This is a genomic window from Halorubrum rutilum, from assembly GCF_024494565.1.
In genome coordinates, this window is sequence record NZ_JANHDN010000001.1 from 20,819 (window position 1) to 46,753 (window position 25,935).

The 25,935-nt window shown below is 59.5% G+C and carries 27 protein-coding genes and 1 tRNA gene; 13 read left to right on the forward strand and 15 right to left on the reverse strand.

The genetic code is table 11. The features are described 5' to 3' along the window. The 4 genes from NO900_RS00105 to NO900_RS00120 are packed head-to-tail and all read left to right on the forward strand — an operon-like array spanning position 1 to position 2,749. Positions 1 to 696, forward strand: coding sequence for a hypothetical protein (locus NO900_RS00105; RefSeq protein WP_256407185.1), 696 nt, complete (start codon positions 1 to 3; stop codon positions 694 to 696). Positions 697 to 702: 6 nt separating this feature from the next. Then, positions 703 to 1,047 (forward strand): hypothetical protein, encoded by a 345-nt coding sequence (locus NO900_RS00110; protein WP_256407186.1) that lies wholly within the window; start codon positions 703 to 705, stop codon positions 1,045 to 1,047. 58 nt (positions 1,048 to 1,105) lie between these two features. Next, entirely contained in the window at positions 1,106 to 1,702 is a 597-nt protein-coding gene (locus NO900_RS00115; RefSeq protein ID WP_256407187.1) for a nucleoside deaminase, read from the forward strand. Between the two features lie 27 nt (positions 1,703 to 1,729). Further along, positions 1,730 to 2,749: a carbohydrate kinase family protein gene (locus NO900_RS00120; protein ID WP_256407188.1), complete on the forward strand. Its 1,020-nt coding sequence runs from the start codon at positions 1,730 to 1,732 to the stop codon at positions 2,747 to 2,749. Between the two features lie 18 nt (positions 2,750 to 2,767). Here the strand turns inward: NO900_RS00120 and NO900_RS00125 are convergent, their stop codons facing one another. After that, complete coding sequence (locus tag NO900_RS00125) at positions 2,768 to 3,595, reverse strand: BtpA/SgcQ family protein (protein WP_256407189.1); 828 nt, start codon at positions 3,593 to 3,595, stop codon at positions 2,768 to 2,770. A gap of 96 nt (positions 3,596 to 3,691) precedes the next feature. Between NO900_RS00125 and NO900_RS00130 the strand changes: the two genes are divergently transcribed. The 3 genes from NO900_RS00130 to NO900_RS00140 all read left to right on the forward strand — a co-directional run bounded on the left by NO900_RS00130 (position 3,692) and on the right by NO900_RS00140 (position 5,610). Further along, positions 3,692 to 4,141 carry a DUF7124 domain-containing protein gene (locus NO900_RS00130; RefSeq protein WP_256407190.1) on the forward strand — a complete coding sequence of 150 codons (450 nt, stop codon included), beginning with the start codon at positions 3,692 to 3,694 and terminating at the stop codon, positions 4,139 to 4,141. A 490-nt stretch (positions 4,142 to 4,631) separates the two neighbouring features. Then, on the forward strand, positions 4,632 to 4,982 hold the full coding sequence (locus NO900_RS00135; RefSeq protein ID WP_256407191.1) for a 4a-hydroxytetrahydrobiopterin dehydratase: 351 nt from the start codon (positions 4,632 to 4,634) through the stop codon (positions 4,980 to 4,982). Positions 4,983 to 5,127: 145 nt separating this feature from the next. After that, positions 5,128 to 5,610 carry a hypothetical protein gene (locus NO900_RS00140; protein WP_256407192.1) on the forward strand — a complete coding sequence of 161 codons (483 nt, stop codon included), beginning with the start codon at positions 5,128 to 5,130 and terminating at the stop codon, positions 5,608 to 5,610. Positions 5,611 to 5,640: 30 nt separating this feature from the next. On the opposite strand, the gene NO900_RS00145 is transcribed toward NO900_RS00140, so the two are convergent. From NO900_RS00145 to NO900_RS00160, 4 genes are all read right to left on the reverse strand, one after another. Next, entirely contained in the window at positions 5,641 to 6,549 is a 909-nt protein-coding gene (locus tag NO900_RS00145) for an ATPase (RefSeq protein WP_256407193.1), read from the reverse strand. Next, complete coding sequence (locus NO900_RS00150; RefSeq protein WP_256407194.1) at positions 6,546 to 6,878, reverse strand: DUF5827 family protein; 333 nt, start codon at positions 6,876 to 6,878, stop codon at positions 6,546 to 6,548. The genes NO900_RS00145 and NO900_RS00150 overlap by 4 nt, the downstream gene beginning before the upstream one ends. Positions 6,879 to 7,402: 524 nt before the next feature. Beyond that, on the reverse strand, positions 7,403 to 8,002 hold the full coding sequence (gene sod, locus NO900_RS00155; RefSeq protein WP_256407195.1) for a superoxide dismutase: 600 nt from the start codon (positions 8,000 to 8,002) through the stop codon (positions 7,403 to 7,405). A 331-nt stretch (positions 8,003 to 8,333) separates the two neighbouring features. Beyond that, positions 8,334 to 8,417 (reverse strand) — tRNA-Ser (locus NO900_RS00160). A gap of 135 nt (positions 8,418 to 8,552) precedes the next feature. Here NO900_RS00160 and NO900_RS00165 point away from each other — a divergent pair. Then, a complete protein-coding gene (locus NO900_RS00165) occupies positions 8,553 to 9,653 on the forward strand; it encodes a tyrosine-type recombinase/integrase (protein ID WP_256407196.1) in 1,101 nt (366 codons plus the stop codon). Between the two features lie 152 nt (positions 9,654 to 9,805). Further along, positions 9,806 to 10,612: an AlbA family DNA-binding domain-containing protein gene (locus tag NO900_RS00170; protein ID WP_256407197.1), complete on the forward strand. Its 807-nt coding sequence runs from the start codon at positions 9,806 to 9,808 to the stop codon at positions 10,610 to 10,612. 472 nt (positions 10,613 to 11,084) lie between these two features. On the opposite strand, the gene NO900_RS00175 is transcribed toward NO900_RS00170, so the two are convergent. The 3 genes from NO900_RS00175 to NO900_RS00185 form a co-directional block, all read right to left on the reverse strand. Then, a complete protein-coding gene (locus NO900_RS00175) occupies positions 11,085 to 11,294 on the reverse strand; it encodes a YgaP-like transmembrane domain (RefSeq protein ID WP_256407198.1) in 210 nt (69 codons plus the stop codon). 88 nt (positions 11,295 to 11,382) lie between these two features. Beyond that, positions 11,383 to 11,931, reverse strand: a complete 549-nt coding sequence (locus tag NO900_RS17575) for a type IV pilin domain-containing protein (RefSeq protein ID WP_256407199.1) — start codon at positions 11,929 to 11,931, stop codon at positions 11,383 to 11,385. Positions 11,932 to 12,240: 309 nt separating this feature from the next. After that, on the reverse strand, positions 12,241 to 12,504 hold the full coding sequence (locus NO900_RS00185) for a hypothetical protein (RefSeq protein WP_256407200.1): 264 nt from the start codon (positions 12,502 to 12,504) through the stop codon (positions 12,241 to 12,243). 386 nt (positions 12,505 to 12,890) lie between these two features. Here NO900_RS00185 and NO900_RS17580 point away from each other — a divergent pair, with 386 nt between their 5' ends. The 3 genes from NO900_RS17580 to NO900_RS00195 are packed head-to-tail and all read left to right on the forward strand — an operon-like array spanning position 12,891 to position 14,625. Beyond that, on the forward strand, positions 12,891 to 13,364 hold the full coding sequence (locus tag NO900_RS17580; RefSeq protein WP_379791392.1) for an SWIM zinc finger family protein: 474 nt from the start codon (positions 12,891 to 12,893) through the stop codon (positions 13,362 to 13,364). Further along, positions 13,361 to 13,633, forward strand: coding sequence for a DUF8112 family protein (locus NO900_RS17675; RefSeq protein WP_465261783.1), 273 nt, complete (start codon positions 13,361 to 13,363; stop codon positions 13,631 to 13,633). Before NO900_RS17580 ends, NO900_RS17675 begins: the two co-directional genes overlap by 4 nt. Positions 13,634 to 13,677: 44 nt before the next feature. Beyond that, positions 13,678 to 14,625: a DUF4268 domain-containing protein gene (locus tag NO900_RS00195; protein ID WP_256407202.1), complete on the forward strand. Its 948-nt coding sequence runs from the start codon at positions 13,678 to 13,680 to the stop codon at positions 14,623 to 14,625. A gap of 41 nt (positions 14,626 to 14,666) precedes the next feature. On the opposite strand, the gene NO900_RS00200 is transcribed toward NO900_RS00195, so the two are convergent. The 7 genes from NO900_RS00200 to NO900_RS00230 form a co-directional block, all read right to left on the reverse strand. After that, the gene (locus NO900_RS00200) at positions 14,667 to 15,737 is read right to left on the reverse strand and encodes a hypothetical protein (RefSeq protein ID WP_256407203.1); all 1,071 of its coding nucleotides are present in this window, start codon (positions 15,735 to 15,737) and stop codon (positions 14,667 to 14,669) included. Further along, a complete protein-coding gene (locus tag NO900_RS00205; RefSeq protein ID WP_379791396.1) occupies positions 15,734 to 16,456 on the reverse strand; it encodes a M48 family metallopeptidase in 723 nt (240 codons plus the stop codon). The genes NO900_RS00200 and NO900_RS00205 overlap by 4 nt, the downstream gene beginning before the upstream one ends. After that, positions 16,449 to 19,424: a type I restriction endonuclease subunit R gene (locus tag NO900_RS00210; RefSeq protein ID WP_256407205.1), complete on the reverse strand. Its 2,976-nt coding sequence runs from the start codon at positions 19,422 to 19,424 to the stop codon at positions 16,449 to 16,451. The genes NO900_RS00205 and NO900_RS00210 overlap by 8 nt, the downstream gene beginning before the upstream one ends. Continuing rightward, entirely contained in the window at positions 19,424 to 19,759 is a 336-nt protein-coding gene (locus NO900_RS00215; protein WP_256407206.1) for a hypothetical protein, read from the reverse strand. The genes NO900_RS00210 and NO900_RS00215 overlap by 1 nt, the downstream gene beginning before the upstream one ends. Continuing rightward, positions 19,752 to 21,098 carry a restriction endonuclease subunit S gene (locus tag NO900_RS00220; RefSeq protein ID WP_256407207.1) on the reverse strand — a complete coding sequence of 449 codons (1,347 nt, stop codon included), beginning with the start codon at positions 21,096 to 21,098 and terminating at the stop codon, positions 19,752 to 19,754. The genes NO900_RS00215 and NO900_RS00220 overlap by 8 nt, the downstream gene beginning before the upstream one ends. Beyond that, positions 21,091 to 22,596: a type I restriction-modification system subunit M gene (locus NO900_RS00225; protein ID WP_256407208.1), complete on the reverse strand. Its 1,506-nt coding sequence runs from the start codon at positions 22,594 to 22,596 to the stop codon at positions 21,091 to 21,093. The genes NO900_RS00220 and NO900_RS00225 overlap by 8 nt, the downstream gene beginning before the upstream one ends. Positions 22,597 to 22,708: 112 nt before the next feature. Further along, positions 22,709 to 23,311: a hypothetical protein gene (locus NO900_RS00230; RefSeq protein ID WP_256407209.1), complete on the reverse strand. Its 603-nt coding sequence runs from the start codon at positions 23,309 to 23,311 to the stop codon at positions 22,709 to 22,711. A gap of 877 nt (positions 23,312 to 24,188) precedes the next feature. Between NO900_RS00230 and NO900_RS00235 the strand changes: the two genes are divergently transcribed. Continuing rightward, positions 24,189 to 25,274, forward strand: coding sequence for a hypothetical protein (locus NO900_RS00235; protein ID WP_256407210.1), 1,086 nt, complete (start codon positions 24,189 to 24,191; stop codon positions 25,272 to 25,274). Positions 25,275 to 25,935: the final 661 nt, after the last annotated feature.

Sequence of the window (25,935 nt, forward strand, 5' to 3'; positions counted from 1 at the left end):
ATGCCGACCATCGACATCACCGACGACCACCGCGACCGTATCAAGTCGCTCCGCGAGGAGCTGGCGGCGGCCCACGCCGGCCCGTACGCCTCCGTCGACACCGAGGACGCGCTCGCGTACCTCCTCGACCTGGCCGACGCCGTCGACGACCCGGAGCGCGCCGCGGACGCGACCGCGCTCGGCGGCGACGAGGCGACCGAAGGGGCGCCGACCGACGGCCGGACCGCGGACGAGAGCGCCCCGCCGTTCGACCGCGAGCACGCCCGGGAGCGGCTCGAATCCCGCCCGCGGCGCCACGCCGATCCGGACGCCGCCGAGGAGCCGGACGTGTACGAGGTCGCGGCCGCGCTCGACGTGACCGGTCGCAGCGACATGACGAAAGCGGAGCTGGTCGAGGCGACGCTCGACGCCGCCGAGTCGCTGTCGGCCGACCCCTTCGCGTGGGCCGGCGTCGAACTCGACGGCGGCGACGAGACGGACGATGGCGACGGGGAGACCGACGAGACGGCGACCGAGAGCGACGACGGCGGGGGATCCGACCAGCTCGACGCGATGATGAGCCTCCTCGACACCCACGACGACAAGTGGAGCGAGGGGGACGGCGACGCGCGGTACGAGGTCGAACTGCCCGACGGCGACGTCGAGACGGCGCGCACCAAGGACGACGTGCGCGCGCTGCTGTTCAGGAACTACTGACGACCCATGGGACTGCTGTCGAGACTGCGCGCCTGGATCGCGGGGACGGCCGGCGACGACGAGAGCGCGGCGTCGTCGACCGATTCCGAGGGAGCGGCGACCGCCGAGGACGGCGAGAGCGCCGGCGGCGACGAGGCGACCGGGCTCGACCCGAGCGCTGCGACCGAGACCCGGACCGCGGCGACGGACGACGCGGTCGACGCGCTCCGCGACGTGCGACGGTCGCAGGAGGCCGCGCCGGCCGACGGGGACGCCGACTCTCACGGGGACGTCGACCCCGACGAGGCCGCTGACTCCGATTCCGACGGCGACCCGGGTGACCCCGACGGCGCCGATCGAGACGCGTCCTGACCGGGCCGACGCCGCCCGTCTCACGAAACGTTAGGTGTCCCGGGCCGAACACTCCCGTATGACCGATCCGAACGAGCGAGACGGGACCGCCGAGAGCGACGCCGCCGCTCCCGACGTCGACGATGACGCCGCCGATTCCGACGACGACGATGACGCCGCCGTCACCGACCGCGACCGCGAGCTCGTCGACCGGACGATCGAGCTCGCCGAGGAGGCGGTGGAGCGCGGGAACACCCCGTTCGGCGCGCTCCTCGTCGTCGACGGCGAGGTCGTCGCCGAGGCGCGCAACGAGACCAGGACCGAGGACGACCTCGCGGCGCACCCGGAGCTGGCGCTCGCGCGGCGGGCCGGCCGCGAGCTCGACGCCGACGAACGGGCGCGCTGCACGATGTACGCCAGCACGGAGCCCTGTCCGATGTGCGCGACGGGGATCCACTACGCCGGGCTCGGCCGCGTCGTCTTCGGCGTCGCGGGCGAGACGCTCGACGAGCTCACCGGCGACGTCGTCGCCGTTCCCTGCGAAGAGGTGATCCGCCGGGCCGACGGCGAGACGACGGTCGAGGGGCCGATCGCGACCGAGGCCGCGATGGCGGTCCACGAGTCGTTCTACGGGGACGGGGACGAGAACGGGGACGGGTCCGCCGGGGAGTCGTAGCGTGCGGGGTCGAATTCTGCGGGCGTCATGAGCGGGACGCCCTCGATCGTCGCGGTCGGCGCCGCGGCGATCGACGAGTGGTACGCCGTCAGCAACCTCCCCGAGCCGGACGGCGGCGCGTTCGCGAGCGAGGTAACGACCGCGTTCGGCGGCGTGGGCGCGAACGTCGCCGTCGGGCTCGATCGCCTCGGCCGCGACGTTGGCCTCGTCAGCCGCGTCGGCGACGACGAGTACGGCCGTCGCGCCCGCGGCTACCTCGCCGAGACGGGCGTGGACGCCTCGCGCGTGGCGGTCGGCGACGACCCGACCACCCGCTCGCTCGTCCTCAGCGCGCCCGACGGCGAGCGCGCGATCGTCACGACCGGCGAGAGCTTCCGCGGGCTCCGGCTCGCTCCCGGCGACCGCGAGGCGATCGCCGCGGCCGACGTCGCCTTCCTCACCGGCTACACGCCCGACGCGGTCTCGCGGGGCGTCCTGTCGGTCGTCGAGTCGACCGCGGACCCGCCCGCGCTCGTCTTCGACCTCTCCGGGCCGGTCGAGGAGCTGGTCGGGCGCGGTACCGAGCCCGGGACGGTTCACCGCCTCCTCCACCGGGCCGACCTGTTCGTCGCCGGCGATGTCGCCGCCGCGGCCTACTTCGGAAGCGAGGCGGCCGCGGTCGACCGGATCGCGGCCGCACAGCGGGCGCGAGACGGCGCGGCCGGCGGGACCCGAAGCGCCACCCCCGCGGCCGACGGCCGGCCGCGCGCCGTCCTCACCCACGGCGCCGACGGGATGACGGTCGTCGCCGCCGGCGACTCGCGGCGGTTCGACGCCTTCGACGTCGACGTGGTCGACGCGACGGGCGCCGGCGACGCGTTCGTCGCGGGGCTGATCGACCGGTGGGTCGCGGGGAGCGGATCCCCGACGGGTATCGAGGGCGACGACCTCGCCGACGGCGTCCGCTTCGCGGCCGCGGTCGCCGCGATCAACTGTACCGAGCGGTTCGCGCAGGGCGGGCTCCCGACCCGCGAGGCGGTCGAGCGGTTCCTCGCCGAGCGGGAGTAGCCCGGACCGGCGCCGGACTCACCGCGCCTCGTCCGCCCGCGCGACGAGTTCGGCGACCCGGTCCGGGTCGACCGGGGCGGTGGTCTCGCCGCCCTCCTTCAGCGCCGTCCCGACGACGACGCCGTCGGCGACCGACAGGGCGTCGCCGACCGTCTCCGCGCTGACCCCGCTCCCGACGAGGACCGGCGTGTCGAGCCCGTGCGCGTCGCGCTCGGCGACGACCGCCTCCAGCGCCTCCGGGTCCGTCGCCTCGCCGGTCCCCCGCCCGGAGGCGATCACGGCGTCGGCGAGGCCCCGCTCGGCGGTGTCGGCGAACGATTCCGCGGTGTACCCCTCGGCCGCGAGCGGCGCGGAGTGTTTCACGTCGGTGTCGGCGAATATCCCGACGTCGACGCCGAGCGCCTCCCGGAGCCGGAGCGTCTCGTGGGCCCGCCCCTCCACGACCCCCTGGTCCGTGACGCGGGCGCCGGTGTGGACGTTCACGCGGACGTAGTCGGCGCCGACCGCGGCCGCGACGGAGAGGGCCGCCTCGGCGTCGTTCCGGAGGACGTTGACCCCGAGCGGGAGGTCGGTCTCGGCGGCGACCGCGGTCGCGGCGCGCGTGACGGCCGCGACGACGTGTTTCGGCGCGTCGTCGGGGTAGAAGGGGGCGTCGCCGAAGTTCTCGACCACGATCCCGTCGACGCCGCCGCGGTCGAGGGCGCGGGCGTCGGCCGCGGCGCGGTCGAGCGCCTCCCGCATCGCGCGGGCGCCGTCGGCCGGCGCCTTCGGCGCGCCCGGGAGGGGCGGGAGGTGTACCATGCCGATCACCGGGGCGTCCGTGCCGAAGGTGGTCTCGAACTCCATGTCACCGGCAGCGACGCCCGCGCCCCTCATAAGCCCCTCCCATACCCGCCCCCACACGGTTTAGTCGACCGCGGTCGAATCCCCCGACGAGGGCCCATGAGCCTCGACGTCGACGACGACCCCGCGACCCGGAGCGGCGAGCTGACGCTCGTCCTCTCGCTCGGCGCGGCGCGGCGGCTCGCCGATCCCCCGGCGGCCTTCGCGGACGCCCGGCGCTGGAGCCGGTACGTCGGGATCGTCGCCAACGACGCCGACGCGGTCGAGCGGTTCGTCCGCGAGCACGGCGTCGAGAACGACTACGCGCTCCGCAACTGGGACAAGTGGGGGACGCTCGGCGACGTCTACGGCGAGGCCGACACGCCGCGGCACGTGTTCGTCGGCACCGACTCCTCCGACCGCCGCGTCGCGACGCACGTCGGCTTCGAGTACCGCGACGTCCGCGAGGCGGCCGAGCGGGCCGACTGGGAGCTCGGCGAGCCCGGATCCAACGACGACCCCGGCCTTCTCGACCGTCTCCGCCGTGCGGTGAGCGATCGGATCGGCTGAGCGACGGTCGAATCCCGTTCGCCGCGCCGACGATTCAGAATTAATACCGCGGTGGCGCGTGCCGACGAGCGCCCGAAGGGTGCGAGTCGCACGCGCGAGGGAGTCGCGAACGCCCGCAGGGCGTGAGCGACGAGGCTGGGGAGGCGTGAGGTGCTGTGCTGGGCGGAGCGGGGCGGGACTCAAAGGGGCAGCCGCGAGGGCGACGGCGCGGGACGCGAGGACCGCAGGGAGCGAGCCTCGCGAGCGACCGAGGACCGCAGCGACCGCACCGAGCCCTCGCGGCTGGGGCTTTGGCGGTGTTCTCGGTGGACGCAGTCACGTATCGCCGAGCCGCTGGGACTTCGGAGATGTTCGCCTTCGGTTCGTCGTCAGACTCGTACGAACGACCGAATGAGTCTCCGGAAGCCACCGGCCCGTCGAACCCTGCGACTCTCGCAAACACTCGGTCCGGCACCGAAGGTACAAGCCGCTCGTCGCCCAACGCCGTCGCATGGCGTCATCGCTCGCGGACGAGCCGGTCGAACCGTCGGAGGAGGGAGACGAGCCGCTGACCGAGGACGGGTACGCCGAGTACCTCGCCGAGCTCGGGGACGCGTGGGAGGTCGTCGACGACCACCACCTGGAGGCGACCTACGAGTTCGACGACTTCGCGTCCGCGCTGGCGTTCACCAACGACGTCGGCGAGCTCGCCGAGGCGGAGTGGCACCACCCAGACCTGCACCTGTCGTGGGGGGAGGTCGGGGTCGAGATGTGGAGCCACGACATCGGCGGGCTCCACGAGTCCGACTTCGTGATGGCCGCGCGCATGGACCGGATCTACGAGGGCTACGGCGACGACTGAGCCGCCCGCCCCGGACGCGTCAACCCGCCCTTCCGGTCGAGCGTCGTCCACCGATCGGGCGTCGTCAATCGATCGGGCGTCGTCTCCTGACCGGGGCGACGCGACAACGGACGGGTTTAAAACCCTCCCGGCGAAAACGGAGGCAATGAGCGCGAACGTCTTCCTGGTCCCGATCGACCCGGAGAACTTCGACCGAACGGTCCGGTCCGCGGTCGATCTCACCGAGTACGACGACCGGCCGGAGCCCCTGGCGGACCTCGACGAGGCCCGGCTGTGGGCCGTCGACGACGAGAGCGGCAACGGCTCCACCTTCGAGCGAATGTCCGAGGGCGACCTCCTGCTGTTCTACCACGACGGCGAGTACCTCGCGACCGGCCGCGTCGGCACGACCTTCGAGGACGAGGACCGCTGGGTCTCCGGCACGTTCTGGACCGCGTTCCCCACGACCCGCGTCTACACCGTCACCGACTTCGCGGCGGTCTCCGCGCCGAAGCGCGCCGTCAACGCCATCTTCGACTACTCCGCCTCCTACACGCCCGGCTTCATGCGCGTCGCCGACTCGCGGGTGAACGCCGAGCTCTCCTCCATCGAGTCCGCCATCGAGCACTACACGAAGCGGAACGCGTAGCCGACGCGCCGTCCCGCTCCTCGCCCGCCGTCAGACCGCCTCGAACAGCGCTTCGTACGCGGTCCCGTAGCGCTCCACGACCCGTTCCGGATCCCCCCGGACCTCGCCGCCGAGCGCCGGCAGATCGACCGTCGCCACCGGCTCGATCATGTCGGTCACGGTCCCCGTGTGCTCCTCCATGGTCCCCTCGCGGGGGCTCCTCGAGGCGACCGCACGCGCCTTCGCGTAGCGGTCGCCCGCGTAGATCCGCGCCCGTCCGGGGTCGACGACGGCGACCGCGTCTGGCGCCACCGGTCCGCCCCGCGGGAGCGGGTCGGCCACGTCCGCGTACGACTCGACGGCGACGGGGACCGCCGTCGCCGCGATCCGCTCCGCGAGCCGGTCGAACGCCGGGAGGTACTCCGCGGCCATCACGTCGTTGAACGCCGCCACGTCGTCCACGCGGGTCGCGTCCGCGAGCGGGAGCCGCGCCGCGAGGTCGTCGGGCAGGAGCCCCGCCGCCTCGGCCGCGCCGTTGACGACGAACCGGCTCCCCTCCGCGCCCGTGACGCGGTCGCAGAGGAACGTGCGGTCCGCGTCGCCGAGCATCCCGGTCCGCCCGGGCGTCGGCCGCCAGAGCCGGTGGACGGGGTTGATCGACTCGGGCGCGACCGTCTCGGGGCGACGCCCCCCGCCGACCGCGGCGAGCGGTCGGGTGCTCGCGGCCGCGAGGCGCCGCGCGTCCTTCCCGTAGAGCCGGCCGCCGTCGGTCGCGATCCGGTAGTCGTCGTGGTCGAACCAGTGGTCGTTGCCGGCGCGGGGCTTGACGCCGACCGCGTCGCCGCGTCGCTCGGCGAGCCACGCGGCCAGCCCCGTCGAGAACGTCGTCTTGCCGGCGTCGACGCGGGCGCCGCCCGCGACGAGCAGGACCGGCGCGTCGTCGGGTCGGCTCCCGCTCACGCGTCGGATCCGTCGCTCGCGTCGGCGTCGCCGCCGCTCTCGTCGGCCCCCTCGTCGATCGCGTGCTCGGCGACCCCGTAGTAGCCGGGGCCGTCCTCTTCCAACGGCTCCGCGATGACGACGTCCTCGGCGTGGGTCATCACCCACGGGATCGCCCAGTCGATCAGGACCGCCTCGGTGTCGGGGTCGACCTGCGCGTCCGGCTCCAACCCCTGCAGGAGCCGGGCGATCTCGGGGACGGTGTACATCAGGTCCGGCTCGAACAGCTCCGCGGGCTCGTAGAACTCGCACGGGTAGGTCGCGTCGAACGTCGACTTCGGCTCGGGCATGGCCGGCGGTACGGCGGCGGCTCCGTAAACGCTGCCGATACGGATCGAATCGGTCGGCGCACGACCGTCCGAGCCCACACGATCCACCGCGGCGGCGCGTGCCTGCGAGCGGCCGACAGGCCGCGAGTCAGCACGCGCGAGGGAGTCGGTGGTCCGAAGCGAAGCGGAGGACCACCGACGAGGCTGGGGAGGCGAGAGGTGCGGTCGCTGTGCGGTGCGGGGTGGGACTCAAAGGGGCAGCCGCGAGGACGAAGACGGCCGACGTAAGGACCGCAGGAGCGAACGGAGTGAGCGACGAGGACCGCAGCGAGGCCATCGAGTCCTCGCGGCTGGGGCTTTGGAGGTCTTCGTCAGTAATCCAGCGTCAACCGAGTGTACGTGGCTTCCCGGCGTCGAGGCCGTTCTCCGCTAATCTATCGGCGACTACTCGTACATCGGTCGGCCCGAACGAATCCGTCGCTTTCGGGCGGCGTACCGCGAAAAATGCGGATCTCGACGCGCGTAACGCGTCCTCTCGAACGCGCTTACTCGAAGAGGTCGACGGCCTGCTCGTAGCGGGCGGACGGCTCGGTCCAGTCGACGACTTCGAAGAAGTTGTCGACGAACTCGCCGCGGGCGGGGCCGTAGTCGTGGTAGTAGGAGTGCTCCCAGACGTCCAGCGCGAGGATGGGGTGACCGCCCCAGATCGCGCCCTGGTCGTGCTTGTCGACCACGACGTTGCGGAGCTGGTTCGAGAACGTGTCGTACATCAGGAGCGCCCAGCCGGACGCGTTGCCGGCGGCGGCCTCGAACTCGCCCTTCCAGGCCTCGTAGGAGCCGAAGTCCTCCTCGATGCGGTCGGCGAGCGCGCCCGAAGGCTCGTCGCCGCCCTCGGGGGACATGTTCTGCCAGAACAGGTCGTGGAGGATGTGACCCGAGGAGTTGTGGGTCACGTTCCGGATCGCGCCGGCCGACGAAGAGAAGTCGTGGGACTCACGGTTCTCTTCGAGCGTCTCTTCGGCCGAGTTCCAGCCGTTGACGTACCCCTGGTGATGGGTGTCGTGATGCCATTCGAGCACCTGCTCGGAGATGTGCGGTTCCAGCGCGTCGTACTCGTACGGTAGCGGATCGAGTTCGTAGCTCATGCTTGTATCACCTACTCCTAACATGTGTTGGAAACCTGTTAAAGATAATGCGGCACGCGATAACACACGGCACCGGACGCGAGCGTCGTCGTTCGATTCGGGCGATTAGCGGTATGATTGCGGTTCCAGGCGCACGGAGCGGGGACTCCGGTTGGCGTCGAGCGAGACCAGAGTTCGCGTGGACGTAACTAATTCCGTTTTCTCCACTGGTGGAGTGAGGGTCACACAGAAGACCTGATCGGGTGACTGCAGGGGTCCCGTTCGGGCACTGCGGCTCTCTGATTCGAATCCCGCACGAAACGTGCGCGGCGCGGGGTGCACCGCGCGCTCACGGTGGGACTGGGATTTGAACCCAGGAAGCCGTGAGGCTACCGGTTTTCAAGACCGGCGCAATGGGCCACTCTGCCATCCCACCGAGCAATCTGTGGGCGTCCCCGTCACGTCATGCGATTTCAGCGCCTTCGAGGACGAAACCAATGAAATTGACACGTTCCATTGTGCCTCGATTGAATCGCGCCGAAACCGCTGAAATCGCCGTCATACAGGGACTATGAGTCGAAACAACCCCGAGAAAGTTGAAGGTATCGTTCTTATTCCCCGTCCGTCCCGCGATTACCTCAATGAACGCCAACGAGTCGCCTACAAGAGTCACCGCCGAAAATTACTGAAATGGCTCGCGCGACAAGGAAAGAACCCGGACGCGCTCGAAGGGTACGCACACCACACCACGAAGAACTACGCGAGTATCATAGATAGATTTCTGCGCGAGATGTGGTCGCGTGACAGGTACACACTCGACGTTGACCACGACGACGCAGAAGATTACCTTCGGTCCTTGCTCTTGGCCGACGACGAGTATTCAAAGACCCACCTACACAACACGAAACTGGCTTTGCTTGCCTACTTTCGGTTCCAAGGAAACGAATGGGAGCCAGACATTACCATCAGTTCGTCGTCAGGTGTCTCGCAACCTCGGGACTTCTTGTCCGACGAGGAACGAACTGCGCTCCGCGAGGCCGCGCTCGAATACGGAACTGTCCCCGCCTACGCGGCACTCGAACCCGAGGAACGAACGAAGTGGAAGCGGTTCCTCGCTCGTCGATACGGGAAGCCAACGTCCGAAGTCTCACGAAACGATTGGGACCGTGCGAACGGCTTCAAATATCCATCAATCATCCATACGGCACTCGACGCAGGCCTTCGTCCCATAGAGGTTGGCCGCGCTCGAACCTATTGGGTAGATGTAGAGAATGCCACCCTTCGTATTCCAGAGGCGGAGAGTTCAAAGAACGAAGACAATTGGACAGTCAGCCTGCGCCGTGAGACGACTGAATATCTCGCCCGCTGGCTCGAAGAACGAGAAATGTACGAAAAGTATGAAGATTCTGACCGACTCTGGTTGACGCGACACTCGAACCCCTACAGTGCGTCGTCGCTCCGCTACGTCCTCGACGCCGTGTGTGACCTCGCAGAGATTGAGCGCGATATTAGTTGGTACGCGATTCGGCACTCGACTGGCACTTATATGGCGCGCGAAGAAGGGCTGGCCGCCGCGCAATCACAGCTTCGCCATCGTAGTATCAAAACGACCGCGAAGTATGACCAAGCGCCGGTCGAAGACCGCCGGGACGCGCTCGATAGGATGGGGTGATGCCCTACCTCAAGTGTCCAAGGATTGTAGAATCCAGAAGCAAGTTCGCCGTAGCCTCTTTCGGTTTGTCCTGCCTTTCCGCACCATTACTTCTATTTTCTAAAGTATTTGTAACGACAATTCTTTGGCAAATGGGCGAGAGTAGCCTACACATGGCCAATGACGACCTCGAATATCAAGAGTCAATCAAAGACGATTTAGAGCGCTTCTTTACTTCTCCATCAAAAGATAATCTTCCGGCTATTTTGAGCGTCGACAAAGAATACGATTATCTCGACTTCAAGAGTGAGTGGCACGAACGTTCACAATTGGCCCGACATATCTTGGCCTTCTCTAACTCTGGTGGGGGTGCTATCATAATCGGTGTAGAAGAAGCCGGAGATAAATCACTCGAATCATCTGGTGTAGACGACCCTCTTGATGAATCCGACTTTGGAAACAAGGTCGAAAAATATCTTCCTGACTCTGCGCATGATGTTTATTCACTGGAGACATTCTCATACGGGGAAGTATACGATGATGGAATTTCTGGCCATACATTTCAAGCCCTCTTCATTAATGGCGCAGGTGAACTTGTCCCTCTTGTAGCAACGAACGCCGGGAAAAACATCGACGAAGGCAGTATATATGTGAGAAGGAATACAAAAAGTAGCGTTGCGAATTATGAAGAGGTACAGTCACTCCTGCGAAGAAGACGAGAAAGTGGTGTCGAAAAGGAAACAGCAGAACTCCATGAAGAGTTGAGACAACTGAAAACGCTCTACAACGAGATTGACAGGAAAAAGACTATTTCTTCGTTAGCGGCTCTTGCGGGTGCGTTGAATACATTCCCGCATGAAGAAACAAGACCTAATCCACACTATCCCAACCAAGACTACGAAGAGTACATATCCCATCTGATAAAACAAAAGAAAATCAGAATTGAGAAACGACTCGGTATTGAGAACCTCGCTCTGTGACAGACATGAAGAGTGGCGGTAGAACTTGAACCGGACGACGAAGGCTGGTTATTTCTTCCCTTAAAATAAGCAGGGAATAATTATGAGTCGTCTGTGGCGTCTCTCTGTTCCTTACACCACTCGTACATTTCGTCTCGGAGGTACTCTGGTGTGTCACCGAAAACACGACCGAGTCGCCAACCGAGATTGTTCCACGTCAATTCTTCAAGCACACCTTCGTACTCTTGACCTTCCACGGCTCGCGTCCAGCCTTGTTTGAAGTTAGCCTTCCGTCCGCTGGTAGGGTCTTTCCGAACGTCTTCGTCGTAAGATAGTCGCTCTTCTACCATTGTCATAGAATCATTCAATCGACGCTAAATAGTCCTTGTCCACAACCGTCTCTAACGCTTTGAGCGGCGTCGAGAACAGGGCTGTGTCGCCGCTATGCTAACATAGGATTTTCTCGGAGTCGTCTTGCGGCTCTGACCGGCGTCTACTCGTCAGTCGTGTCGATACCGAGCGTCTTGTTCAGCCCGCAGAAGCAGGTCGTCGCGTTGAATCCCAACCCGAGCGCCCCGACGAGAGCCAGCAAGCCAGTCTTGCGCTTCCCCTTTCGGAGTGTGCTGACAGCCACGATGGTCAGCAGGGCGGCGAGCAATGCGCGGGCGAGACGGTCGCGGCCACCGACGTTTGTTTCTGCCATGTCAACGGAATGGGACGCCACTGGCTTGTATTTTCTCTCGTGGATTTCAGAACTCCAGCCGGGCGACGAGGGCGGAGTATTTTCTCGCCTACGTTGTGGTCAGTGTTTGCTTGATTACGACCGAGTTCGTCGGCGTGTGGACGACGCGAACGGTTATGCTATCGCCACTATTGAGTGTACACTCACTACTGGCTAACCGGAACGTTGCTGTTTCGCCCGGTTCCCACACGCCACCAGCCTCTCCAATTGGCCCACCTACTGAATTAGCCGAGTTGTCGAAAATATCGTCGCCACGAACGTACTCGCTCGTTGGTTGCGGGTCGCCACCACTTGCTGGCAGGTTCACTAATCGACCAGACTTCCCGCAGGCGTCCTGCGCGTCGACAGCGATTTCTAAATCACCTGTTTTTATTCTATCGCCTGCGATGTGTGTTATCCGGATAACACCCCCATCATTACCATCTTGAGAGACAAGCTCACCACTTGACTGTCCGACGAGGGGTCCGGGTCGGGTTATATCGTCAGCAAACCCAAGCCCATAGACAGACATTGTAGCGGCCAGTATAACCACTATTGCGACCATCAAGACTGTCGCAACAACAGATGAAACAGCCCGTGATGACGACGGAGCGCTCACTCTACACAATGTAGTAGTGTACTAACTCTAATGTGTTTGTATCGATAGCGAAAGCTGGACTCGTCATCAATAAACAAGGCTGGTCAGCTATTCATTCCTTATTCTGCCATGAACGAGTGTATTGACCCCTCTACCCTGACTTTCGGAGATAGTCGAACCGACAGCGAGCCGTGAGAGCGCCGTGAGTGCGCTGTGAGTGCGTTCGTCACGGAGCGAGTGGTATCGTTCCTTTCGGAGATGAACCAGAGCCACAACCATTAGAGCGCCTGAATAGCGTTTTATAACTCTATAACTCTCTATGAGTCGGTTTCACTGTTCGATAAACGAGCGCGGTTGAAGTTTCTCGGATTCGGCCAGCCACCATACCATGTTTCGACCCCCAATCTGCTTGCTCTCTAATCGACCTTCGTCAGCCAGTGAGCGGAGCCGGTTGTAGGTAGCGCGTCGTTTTAGCGGCACCTGTTCTGCCACTTCCGCAGTCGAAAGTACGGGGTCGTCCGTGTCTCGAAACAATTTGATGATTTCATCTCCACTCACTCTCGATGTAGGCCCCGGTTTCGTATCTTCGCTCATACAGGCTTCTATTACGCGTAATCAGTTAACTATGCCGTCCAAGGCAGTACACTTAATATCCATGCCCTCCAAGGTATAGATAGAGAAGGACTCGTCTCTTGGGGCGTGATTCGCGCGAAAACGCCCGGTGCGACAACACCGGACGAGGCCTTCTCACTTGGAGGCGACAAGGCCATGACAACATCGAACGCCGAGAGTGAAGAGTGTACTGAACGACAGATACTTCGCCAGCTACCGGGATTCCATCTGGACTCCGGTTGGCCGTGTGATTGCGGTATTGACGCCATCCGGACCAGCAAGTCGGTCGGTTACAGTGACTTTGTGACTTACACCCACCGCTGTACCGAGTGCGGGAACGAGTTCGTCACCTACATCGAGGGGTAACGATGGCGGCACTATCCCCTACCGATGTGGTGGACGTACTCGACGCCGACAAACAGGTAGAGAAACGAGCGGCTTGGGAAGCGTTCGAGTTCGCGCTTCTCGGTGACGGCAACGTAGAGGTGACGAATGGGTCGCATGGGGACGCTGGCAACCACACTTACACCGTCCATGTCGAGAGCGGTATCCCCTCGCACTGTACGTGTCCAGCGTGGGAGTACCAGCCCGGCGTGTGTAAGCATATGGTAGCCGTAGCGATTCGAGAACCAGTCCTCGAAGCGGCCACCGAAGACCAGCAAGTTCGCGCTGATGGAGGAACTGCGGCCCTCGAAGAGTTCGGTACTGACGACCGGAACGACGACCGTCCCGAGGATTGCGACTGTGGCGAGTGGAACGATGGCCTCGGGCTGTGCTGTTGGCCCTGCTATCGTGAGGGATTCGAGGAACCAAACCCGCACGCGGCGGGTGATGGGCAGTGACCCGACCATCTCCGGCGGCGGCGCTGAACGGCGTACAGGTAGGCCACATATGCGACCGGTGTAATAGGGGTATCAGGACGGGCGACATGGCGGTAGTCTACTCGACCTACTACGACGCCGATGGGTGGGTCGTCCGGCGAGTGATGTGCGACTGTGGAAGCCGCACTATCGGACTACCCACGGATGGTGCCGACGAGGTGATTGTCGAGGCCGTGTATTGGGGGTCGCGGCTGGTTGGTGTCAAGACCGTTGACCGAAGCAGACCGTAGACGTAGCAGGCAGATTTTTGATAATCGGCTCGCTGTTTCGCTGTATGCCAAACTTTGCTTCGCTCGAATCCCAAGAGGTACGCGAGTATTGGGAACACGAGGCTCAAGAGTTCACCCCGTGGATAGCGAGTGAGATACGTGCCGAAGACGTTTCGGAGTTAGAAGACTCGTTGGGGTTAGACCTTGAGATAATCGAGGAAGAGAAGAGCGTCGGACGCTACAACGTCGATATTCTCGCTGAAGTCGTAGACGACAATCGAAACGTCGTCATTGAAAACCAACTGAACCCCTCGGACCACGACCACTTGGGGAAATCAATTGCCTATGCTTCGGGCGTTGACGCTGACATTATCGTGTGGATTTCACCTCGATTTCACGACGAACACCGAGACGCGATTCAGTGGCTTAACGAGAACAGCCGCGAGGGTGTGGACCTATTCGCTATACGGCTCGAAGTATGGAAGATTGGTGAGTCTGACCCTGCTGTCCGACTGAACCCTGTCGCAGAGCCGAGCGAGTGGAAGGAGAAGGCCAAGCGGTCAGAGGGCGAACTAACGGACACGGAGAAATTACAGGAAGAGTTTTGGACCGAGTTTCGGGACCGGATTGAGGACCGCGAGACGCCCTTGAGCGCTCGGAAACCGAACCCACAACACTGGTACAACAATCCGATTGGGAAAACTGGCTTTGAACTCGCCTTCATTCTCAATTCCCGCGATAACGAACTCCGAGCTGAACTCATTATTCGAGATAACGCCGAAGCGTATCGGCAGTTGATAGACCAGTCACAACAAATCGAATCGGAGTTCGACCGACAATTAACCTGGCACGAACCTGAAGAGACGCGAGCCGGGAAGGAACGGAGCCGTATCGTTGCCACGAAGTCGGCTGATGTGACTGACCAAGACCAATGGGACGAATACCTCGAATGGATGGTTGAACACGGCGAACAGTTCCACAACGTGTTCTACGACCGGATTCAGCGGTTATAATAGTTTATGCCGGCAAGATACAGACCGGGTGTGAGAACGTTCTATAGGTAGGAGTAGTGGCCAGTTCGGTGAACTTTTTCCCCATCTCGGAGTGAGAGGTTTCCTTCATCATCGAGTGATGGTTGTTTATGTGATAGAATTGTCCTGTTTTCTGAATCCTCAAACAGTTGTTCCACACTGGAACCATCTCGAATATCTATCCAGCCAGTAGCCAGTGTCCTATCCGCTACCTTATTGTCGAATATGTCTCGATAAGAGATACCGATACCGAATCCAAGTGTACTAATATTCTCTTCCATGAGTTCTTCCACACCCTCACTGAATGAGAACCGAGTTGACTGTTCTCCGCCGGGTTCTACATATCGCTCGAAATAGAGTGAGAACTTCAGGTCCTGTTCATCATCTTCACGAAGAATCTCTTCTGTACGGGCTTGCGGTAGGTCTTCATCAGCGCCTACTCTCTTCGGTGTAGTTGCACCTCCTGTGTAGGTGGCACGAAATGTAACCTCTCCCCGTGGTGTGTCCTGTTCAGTACTGGTGAAAACTTTGTTAGAGAGCGGTTCCACCTCTACGCCCATATCATAATCAGCAGGCCCGTCCATCGCTTCTTCGCCAACGTAGAACTCAACATCAATCTTGAATCGCTTGGCGAGGCCAGTTCCTTGATTGGAACAGTGAATAGTGATAGAATCATCCGAGGCTTCAGTTACCGAAATATCGACAGCAGGAATGTACTCGGCCTCCATTATCTCTTGCTGTCGTTCTTGTATTGAAGTCTGTTCTTCACTGATTGACGTTTGCTCTTCTGCGATAGACGCTTGTTCTTCGCTAATGTCTCTCTGGTCTTCCAGAACTCTCGTCTGGCGAAGATATATCCATATCAGACCACCTGTAAGGAGAGTATTCACGAGAATAGAGATAACTGACAACGAGATATTCCCTGCTTCACTCGGAGTTGCGTTCGGAAAAATCGAATCGATTGCCGTTGTAAGGAGGCCCATTGAAAACAGGGTTATCCCGACAACCAGAAGTGCGACGTGAGAGAAGACAACGGCAATTCCGACCCCTTTTTCGACAGATATTTTCTCACTACGGAGTCTTTGCCAGTTCATAAATCCGATTTCGTGAAAATCAGGTTCGTGCTATTTTGTTCCAGCCACTTGGCCTTCTCCTTGTAGTTCGATACGTGTTCTCCGACCAACTGCCAGAACTCTCGCCCGTGGTGTTGTTCGGTCAGGTGGGCGAGTTCGTGAACAACGAGATAATCAACAACCTCGGGCGGGGCCATAATGAGCCGCCAGTTCAGGCTAATCGTTCCACCGGTCGAGCAACTACCCCACCGAGTTCGCTGGTTCCGAAGTTCGATTTTTTCGTACTCGACACCCATGCGTTCGGCGTAGTGGTCGGTACGGTCGGTGAGATAGTCCCGCGCCCGTCTCCTGTAGAAGTTTTCGAGAACTTGCTTGACCGTTGATTGCTCAACGGCGCTCTTCCGGAGACGAATCGAGTCCTCGTCCACATCATGCTTCCGGCGTGGCTCTATGACGACTTCCCGGTCTTCACCGAGTACGGGGAAGACCTCGCCAGCCTCGAAGGTCCGGTCGGGGGCTTGCTCACGGTAGGTGTCGTACTTCCGTTGCTGGTCAACGACCCACGCCGCGTTCTCCTTCAGCAATCTCGATGAACGAGCGTCTTCGGACTCGGGAAGGACGACCGTTACGCCATGTATGTCCACGTCGATACGTGGCTCGCTGGCGTCAGCACTGCGGCGTACCTCGTACTCGATGGGGTTCCCCAACAGGTCGATTTTCCGAGGTTGTGCTTTAGCCATTGTTCGCAATGAGGTAGTTCCGAATCGCGTCTATGAAATCGTCGTCGTCCTGAATCAAGCGTCCAAGGTCGTACTGCTTGACCAGCACGTCCAGCAGGACACGCTCGATTTCAGCGATGGTCTGCTGGTTCGTCTTCCAGCCGTGATACCCTCGGTCCACACGGTCGCGGAACTGCGTGACGATTTCCCCGGCCACGGCTTCGGCTTGTTCTTCGGACTCGATAGCCTCGGGTGTCTCTTCGGTTAGGTGGGTATAGATAGCGAACTCGGTGTCTTTCATCCCCTTCTCGTCGGCCTCGGCTTCTACGTCCAGAAGCTCTTCTTCGACGGTCTTGAGGGCTTCAACAGCCTCGGGGTCGCCTATCTCGTCTCCTTGCCAGCGTTCCACTATGTCCGTCACGCGCTCGCTCAAGCGCTTGTAGCGGGGGTTCTGATTCTCCCGAGGGTGTAGGTGTTCACGGGTTGCGTGGGCAATCTGTGACGCCTTCACGCCGGGATTGTCCAGCCCTTCCACGTCTTCGAGGTATTCCTCTCCGAGTTTGTACGTGGGGAAGTCCCGCTTGATTTCCCCGATTTCGACGTTCTCACTGATTATCTCGCGGGTCTTTTCGCGCATATCCTCTTCGGGGTCGTCGTCGCCGGAGGTGGTCCGCTTGAACGCGACGTGGACTCGACTCAACCATTTGTAGTCGTCCTCGATACCGCTCTCTATGAGCCGTTTGTCGGGTGCGACGGACTCATAGAGCGATTGTAGCCGTCGGAAACCCTGTTTGAACTGACGACGTTCAGGGTGGGTGCTGACGCGTTCGACGGCCTCGTAGGCGGCTTCTTGTGTGTCGTTCTTCGGTATCGCCTCGAAGATACCTATGACTGTTTCCAACTGGTCTTTCAGGTCCTCAAAGAGTTCACTTTTGTCGCGGGCGGCGTAGGCTTTCGTCTCGTCGTCGTAGTCCAGCGCCTCGTCGATATTCTCGAAAACGCCTTGGAAGTCTACTATCTCGCCGTTCCCCTTACCCTCGGCGGGCCGATTGGTCCGGGCGATAGCTTGCATAAGGGTATGGTTCTTGAGATTCCGGTCGAGGTAGATGGTCTTCAGAACCGGGGCGTCGAAGCCAGTCAGCAACATGTTATGGACGACCAGCAGTTTCGGGTCTTCGTCTTCCTTGAACGACTTGATGATACTGTCGCGTTCATCCGGGTCGGTGTGGAACTGCTGAATCAGGTCGGGGTCATCGTTGGTGGTCGTGTAGAGAACTTCCACCTCGTCTTCGCCACGACGGTCGGTGAGTCGCTTGCCGTACATGGCGGCTGACCGGCGGCTCGGCGTGACGACCATCCCCTTCCAGCCGTTCGGGGAAACGTGTTCGTCGTAATGTTGGTCGATTTCCTCGACTGCCTTGTCTACGCGCGGCTCGATTTCTGCGAGCGTGGTCGTGTTGACGGCTTCACGGATGAACTCGCGCTTCTCGTCTTTGGTGAGGCCCCGAAACTCTTGATCGAACTCGTCGTCCAACCCGGCCTCGTCAATCTTCCATTCCATCTCGTGGCGGAGCGTGAAGTAGACGGGTAGAATCAGGCCGTCCTCGATACCTTCCTTGACGGTGTACTGGTGTAGATACCGTTCGCCGGTTCGGTAGTCTTCGCCGTCGGGCGAGAACTCGCGGAAGGTGTTGCGGGCTTTCTGCGTCTCGCCTTCCCTAACCGGGGTTCCGGTGAAGCCGAAGTGGTAGCAGTCCGGAAGCGCGTTGTCGAGACGACTGCCAAGGTCGGCTTCCATAAATCTGTGAGCCTCGTCGCTCATGACAATTACCTCGTCGTTGCCCTGCGCGTCTGGCTCTACGTCTTGGAACTTCTGAATGGTGGTAAGGACGAGTTCGCTCTGGCCCTCTTCAATGAGTTCTTCGAGGTGGTCGATACCCGTGGCCTCGGTCCACCGTTCGAGGGAGAGGTTCGCCAGTTGGTCCCGCATTTGGGAGTTCAGTTTGTCCGTGTCCACAATGATGAACACCTGCGGGTTGTCGGCCATGTCGCGGGACAGCAGGTTCTCGGCGGCGTAGAGCATTGTGAAGGACTTCCCCGACCCCTGCGTGTGCCAAATGAGGCCGGTCTTGTCCTCGCCCTCACCCACGCGGTCGAGAATCGCGTTCACGGCGTAGTATTGCATATACCGAGGAACGATTTTCGCGTCCCCTCCGGCTCGGCGCTCGTAGAAGACGAAGTTCTTCAGAAGGTCCAGAAGGGAGCCGGGATTACACAGCGCCTTCACGGCTTGGCGCATTTCGTTGTCGTCGGCGTACTGTTCGGGGGCGTCGTTCCAAGGTTCGTAGAACTCGCGCGGTGCGCCGACCGCACTGTAGCGCAATTCCATCGTGTCTGCGGCGACGTTGAATAGGCCGGGGGCGAACAGTCGGGGTACACCCTCTTGGTAGGCCAGCAGGTCGCTCACAGCGTCATGCCAATCGTTGTCCTGTGCCCGGCTCTTGAGTTCCATCGTGACGAGCGGAATCCCGTTGACGAAGAGGTTCATGTCCGGGCGGATGGTCGTCTCGCGCGATACCGAGAACTGATTCACGGCGTGGAAGGTGTTGTTCTCGGGGTTTTTGTAGTCTATCAGGTCTACATAGACGGTCTTCGCCACTCCATCAGGGCGGCGGACGGAGAAGGTCTTGCCCTTCGTCAGCAGTTGGTAGAACGCCCGATTACCGTCTATCAGGCTCTCGCTGTCGAGGTCGCGCTTCAGGGACGAAATGAATTTCTCGACATTTTCCTCGGTCACGTCCTTGTTCAGCGCTATGACCTGTTCGGCCAGTAAATCCCAATAGACGATTTCGTGGCTCTGCCGGTCGTATGCGGCGTCGAGGGCGCTGGCACCACGGTCGCCGTCCTGTCCGTAGGTGTCCCACCCGACGGTATTGAGCCACGACAGTAGCGAGTGTTCAACGCCCTCTTCGGTTGGTGCTGTAGTCATTAGAAGCCTCCCGTGGCCGTTTCATACTTTACAGTCCACACGGACAGGCCCACGAATATGTACACAATCACCGTCAGTACGGCCTTAATCGGCCTGTCCAGTGCCCACGCAACTATCGGCAACATCGCATTGACCAGTTCCAGTATAAAAACTCCGAGCGTGTCGGCCACTTCAGAACTTGAGCTGGAGTAGAGTGGTGGGAGAATATTCAGATACGCAAGTGAGACATTGACGATGAAAGCGACGGACGCGCCAGTAGAATACATGTTTCGCCACTGGCTTGGCCCGGCGAGAAGATTCCCAAGAGCGTAGTTCAGTCCTCTATCACTAACCATGCTGTTCGATTTCTTCTGGCACCTCTATGTTAGTGTTGGTTGTTCGGACTGTTCCTGACAACAAGTCTTGTACGAGGCCCTGCTTGACTTGGTGAAGATTGTCCAGTTGCTTTTTGTTGGCCTGTGAAACCTCATCAACCGATTCGATTACCTCTATAATTTTTCTTTGTTCGTCTATCTCGGGAAGTGGAATCTCCAAGTTAGAGAAGAAGTGTAACTGAACCTTGTTGTGAGTACTGCCCGCCGAGAGTCGTTCAAGCTGTGGGGTTGCGTACTCGAAGAGGTACATGAGATACCGAGGGAGTACCTCACTTTTGTCACACTCGAACGTCACTTGGTCTTGGTCGGTCGCCATTTCTTTTCCCAAGATAGCCGTTTCTCCGATAGCACCAGTGCGACAAAGGACGAGAGTACCTTCTGGTAGGAGTTTTGCTCCCGAGTTGTTCAGACCTTCTTTGGTGATGGTGTCGTCAGTAGTGTGAATGACTGTTCCTTCGAGTTGGGTCAGGTCGTGAATGTCTACCCACGAAATTTCTCCGTCCCAATACTCATCGACAGAGGTAGATGGAGTGTGGCCTGTTTTTACCTCTGTAATCTTGCCTGATTTCTTAATATCCCACGCCGCAGGAAGGGTCTCTGTCCTTGTCATCACGTAAGCGTCCTGCATATCGACTTGGTGCCATTCTTGATGGTCGTAATAACCTCGCGAAAAGAACTCCTGAATGAAACTCTTTTTGAGCCGATTCGCCTGTTCAACTATTTCTCCCGTCTTCTGAATCGCTTGGTCTACGTTGTGAAGTACAGTAGCGATTTTTTGTTGTTCAGATTTTGATGGTACAGGCAGTTGATACTGTTTCAGCACATTCGTCTGAATACTCTCAACAGTCGTCCCCGTCTTCTTACAACTCCCGCGTATATCTTCGGAAAGACCCGAGATTGCTTGGAAAAAGTACTCTGCGTTGACTTGTTCATTGTCCGGGTCAAGTGCCTTCAAATCCTGATTGATAGTCGTTTGATTATCAACCATCGCAACCGGTAATGTGTGACGTAGAACGCCACTCCGAACAACCATGAGAGTTGTTCCTGAAGAATATATTTTGGATGTTGACGCCTCTACCCCCTTCTTCGTCATCTTGTCTTCAGTGTCATTCAGTCGTGGGGCGTCGAAATCTTTCGGCGTTGTCCACAGAATTTTTCCCCCATCCCAGTATTCGTCGTTGCTCTTTTTTGGAGTGCTTCCACCACCAATCTCGCACAGGTCAACAAGACTTTTTTCAGCCCATTCATTGGCCTGCTCTCGGTGGTCTTTGAAATCATCCAATTTTGCTTCCTCACTCATAATTCAGCGCCTCCATGTGGCTATCCATTCGAGTTTCTATCTCGTCACGTTCGGCCTGTAATTCGCGTAGTTTCCCAAGTTCTTCCTGTACGTCAATCTCTTCCTCCGGTTCGGTCGTATCGACGTACAACGCGATATTCAGGTTGTAATCGTTCTCCCGAATTTCGTCCAGTTCGGCTGTTCGACTAACACGTTCTTCCGTCGTCCAGTTACGGAAGTTCTCTACGATGTGGTCAAGTCCCTCTTTGGTGAGTTCATTCTGATTCGAGAGTTCGCGGTAGAATTCCTCATCAGCGGCGTGAACGAATTGTACCTCGTTCGCTCGCTCGTCGGGCTTGTCAGTGTTCAGGACGAGGATGGCCGACGGGATACTGTTATTCTGAAAGAGGTTGCCCGGAAGTCCGACGATTGCTTCCACAAGGTCGTCTTCGAGCATTGGCTCGCGGTATTTGCTCTCGTGCTTGCGGAACAGCACCCCGTGGGGAATGACGATAGCCGCCTTCCCACCCGAGTCGTCGCCACGCTCGGGGTCTTTCAGTTGCTCGGCCATGTGCATGATGAAACTGTAGTCGCCCCGGTCGGCGCGGGGGAGTTTCTCGTCCCAATGGAAGCGACCATACGGGTCGTCCTGAAGCCCGTCCTTGTCCCAATCGACGGAGAACGGGAAGTTAGCCAGCACCCGGTCGAAGCGCGTGAGTGCGTTGTCGTCCTCGTTGGTGAACGCGGGACTCGACAGTGAATCCTCGCGTTCGATGGTGCCATTCAGGCCGTGAATCGAGAGATTCATCTTCGCAATCGCCGCAATGTCGGGATTGATTTCCTGCCCGGTGAATGTCATCTTCGAGGGGTCGCCACCCTGTTCCTCGCGGTAGTAGCGGGCGGCCTCAATGAGCATACCACCCGAACCGACCGTCGGGTCGTGGAAGGTCATACCATCCTCGAACTCGTCCACGAGGCGAACGCAAAGATTGACGATATGTGGCGGCGTAAAAAATTGCCCCCCTGATTTCCCCTCTTCCTCTGCGAAGTGGCGAACTAAATCCATGTACGCCTCTCCGAGCATGTCTGGCGGGATGCTGTCCCGGTCGAGGTCGTACTTCGAGAGGTGTTCAACCAGCTTCCCGAGCCGGTCGTCGTCCAGCGCGTCGGCGTCGATGTAGTCTGCCCGGAAGAGTCCCTGAAGTTCGGGGTTTTCGTCGGTAAGCGCGTCGAAGGCTTCGTTCAGTTCCTTGTCCACGTTGTCCGAGACGGAACGAAGGTCGTCCCACAGGTAGCCCTCGGGAACAACCGGAATGTCGTATAGGTTCTCCCGGCGGGCGAAGTCCTCGCCGTACTCTTCGAGGTTCTGCTGGTACTGTTTCTCGAACTCGTCGGAAATCGACTTGTAGTACACGAGGGGGAGTATGAACTCCTTATAGTCGGTGGGGTCAACGGCGTCACGAATTATGTCGGCGCATTTGAAAAGATGTGAGTCCAGTTCTTCCAAGGAGAGGGTCATATGCGTCCTATTCCATGCGAGCCGGTTATTTGCTCCGGTGAAGCTCGGGGTGGACTATCTCGTTACCAGAATACCCCTGCCAACGTTCTAACTCGACAGGTGAGACACTCTGTTATTTTTCGGAAGCGACAGGGGTACGCACCCTCTTCTGTATCTGCCGGAGTTCCCGCCGTTGGTCGGCCTCAAAGTCCGGTTGGTCAGTAGAATTGAATGGAACGCCTTCGTTACGGAATGAGTCTCCGTCCGGTTCGTCCAGCACGAACTCGCCTGATTCAACTGCTTCCACGAAATCCCACGGTGCGTACCAAGTCCACGGGCCTTCGTCCGACAGGTCACTCACGTCCGCGTCGTCAACGACGATAAACCGTAAGTCCTCGTCGGGGAACGCGGCTTCATACACGTCCTGAATTAGTCGAAGACCATCGCGGCGGCGTGGCTTGATGAAGTCCTCAAACTGCGAGTTTTCGTACTTGTACTGTTCGCCTGCGATATGCTCTTCCCAAAGGTATTCTGCTTCCCGAATACCGGGGGTTTCCGTTTCCACCCTCAAATGCTGATTCCCAGTACACCACACGGGAGTCTCTTCAACGTGCGCCCAATACTGAATCCAACCGATAGGAACTGCCCGGTGTTCCGGATGGGGGTTGACAGAGACGCTGTTGTCCCTATCGAAACAGAGGACGACTCTTTCTGTCCTATCGCTGTGGTTGCTCATTGGTGGCCACGCCTATGTCAACTTAAGCGAATTAATCTCAAAAGGATTCCGACGGTCACGACCTGACGCCGACAAGCGAGAGGCTGTCAAGGACAATCTGACGGTCTACTTGACCTCGAAGTTCATTCCCTATTCGGAAACGGCATTCTTCGGGTAGAGGCCCTGATAGCCCTATTAGCAACGTTTTCGGCGGTTCGCTTATGCCCACGGAGTAATAAACGAATCGTAACGACAACGCCGGTCGCGCCGCTACGGAAAGCAGTCCCAAGGGGACGGATTCGGAAGGGGAGAGAGTATTGGGATTGTCCCTTCCTACGCACGACTGTTGTCGTAGGCGAGTACGACAATGAACGATACAAGCCCTGCCCGCAAAAGAGTATCGACCACACGAGAATCAAGCAGTAGCAGTGGGTCATTTCCGGCTTCCGAACTTACTGCTTGTACTCGATACAGTACCGACAGAGAAGACAGTGGAAAGCACCAGTACCCTCGTCTCCGTTCTATCTATGATTCGCCCCCGGAAGAAGCGAGGTATCACGGCCCGCTCTATTTCCTCACAGACGAAGAGATACGTCGGCATGACCGAGTAGTCACTGAAGAATCAGAATATGAGTTCTCGAATGGCTCAATCGCTACTGTTCTACAAGAGCGAGTCAAAGACGAAGGACGAGTACTCTATCAGGTAAAAGTAGAATCAGACGAAGTTCGCAACGAAGGTATCAGTGTAGTTCGTCAGTGGCTTTCAAAATTTGCTGACCAGTACCTTCCTGTCTCTCCCAACGATTGTACCCTGTACTACTCTGGCGGGCGCTCAATTCATCTTCATACGCCATTGTTCGTCGAGGGTATAGAACGGTTTGAGCGTGTTAAGGAACTGGTGGACGAGTTCAACAGCGAAACTGCGGCGCAATTAGACTCTGCGACGTTCAAGCAGAAACAACAGTTCCGCATACCCGATACTGAACACCATAGCGGTTCACCGAAAGTGGAGATTGGATGGAACTGGTCAAAAGGTAAAATCGCCCGCGAAACCAACCGAAGCCAACCGAGACCCCCTGACCGATATGTGGACGTACTTGAACGTGATTTTGGATATGGAATGTCGTACCTCTTTGCGAATATTGGAGAGTTTCTATATGACCCGACCACCACAGACGACGCTCCCATAGTCGACCCTCTACCTTGGGAACCGGGACAGCCGAAGTACGCGGGTGAAGGCTACGAGAAGTGGAAAGCGTACAACGACCAGTATTTCTCACCATATGCCAAGGTACGAACGCATAGACGTAGCGTGTTCGTCGGTCGCGTCATAGGGGGTGAATTCGTTCGAAGAAACGACCCTGAACGACGAGTTCTCATTCCATGCGTTGCTCGCTTTGCTCTCGGCGGCGACCCCGAATTTCATTACCACGGCAAGTACCTGCCACTCTATCTTTCCGAACCCGATTACAACAAGCGAGAGTATGCCCCCGGAGAGAGTCTCTTAATAATCGGTGGCGGCAACGGCCAGTCGAGAATCTTCGAGATTGATTCAACCCTCGGCAGTGTGCTTCACGGCGCAGTGGTCGATAAATCGTATTCGAAGGACCTGAACTACGAGGACGGGAAAGAGATTGTATTCGATACTCTTGACGAGTGGACGGATTTTGACCTTGGTAGCGGAGGTAAGAACGGGCGTCGCGGCGAACGAAGTTCGGAGTCTGGTCGTTCTTCCAATACCAGAGCGGCCCAGTTACAGCGAAAAGTGGAGCAGAATGGCCCGAAATCACTCACTGCCGAATACGACCAGATGTTCGTGATTGCGTGTCGTCTTCTCAAGTCGCGCGGATGGGACGGCACATATGAATGGTTCAGACGTGTTTACCGTGACGAGTTCAACCCACAGAAGACCCATAGTCACCTTCAGCGTATTGTGGAACAGTGGCCTAATCAATACCCTGTCAACGTCCCCTCGGGGCCATAGAAGTACCAGCCTTCCTATTATTGAAGCGGGAACCCGTGAAATCGAAGAGTATAGCGACTCTATTGGAAGCAAGGTGATTCGGAGTATAAAAAGGAATACGGCTGAAATCCCGAAGTGACTCTCTATCAGTAGGGCTATCAGCCGAACTCGCTGATAGGGATAATAGCAGAGCGACCGAACCCAACCCGGCCAAAATTTTGGTGATTTATGTGACTACTATCGGTCGCTCTCGATTCGACACCGGGGGGTGTTTTCAGATAACCCCACCGGGGCGTCTCCTTGTTCATTCCCGATATGGGAATGAGGGGGGTGAAAAGGTCAAATCGAATTGACCGGCTATCCCGATACCTTCCGATTTTAGCAAGGGGCCGAAACGGGCGAAACCGGCCTCTAAATCCTTCTAACGACGTTTTAGACAGTGTGAGAATTGCGTAGCACCTCTCTATGGCCCTGTGGGGCCGTCTCTGGTGGGGACAGTCCGACCCGTGAGCCACCTGACCTGTGTAGGCGCACAGCACGCACAGGCACCAGCAGAGCGCTGTCAGCGGCAGGGGCCACCGAGGTACCCCGTAGGCCGGGTGGGCTGGTGGGGTACGAGAGGCCGGGGGACTGGCCCCGTGGGGGTCAGGGGGTCGTCGGTCGGGCCGAGACAATCGGGGGT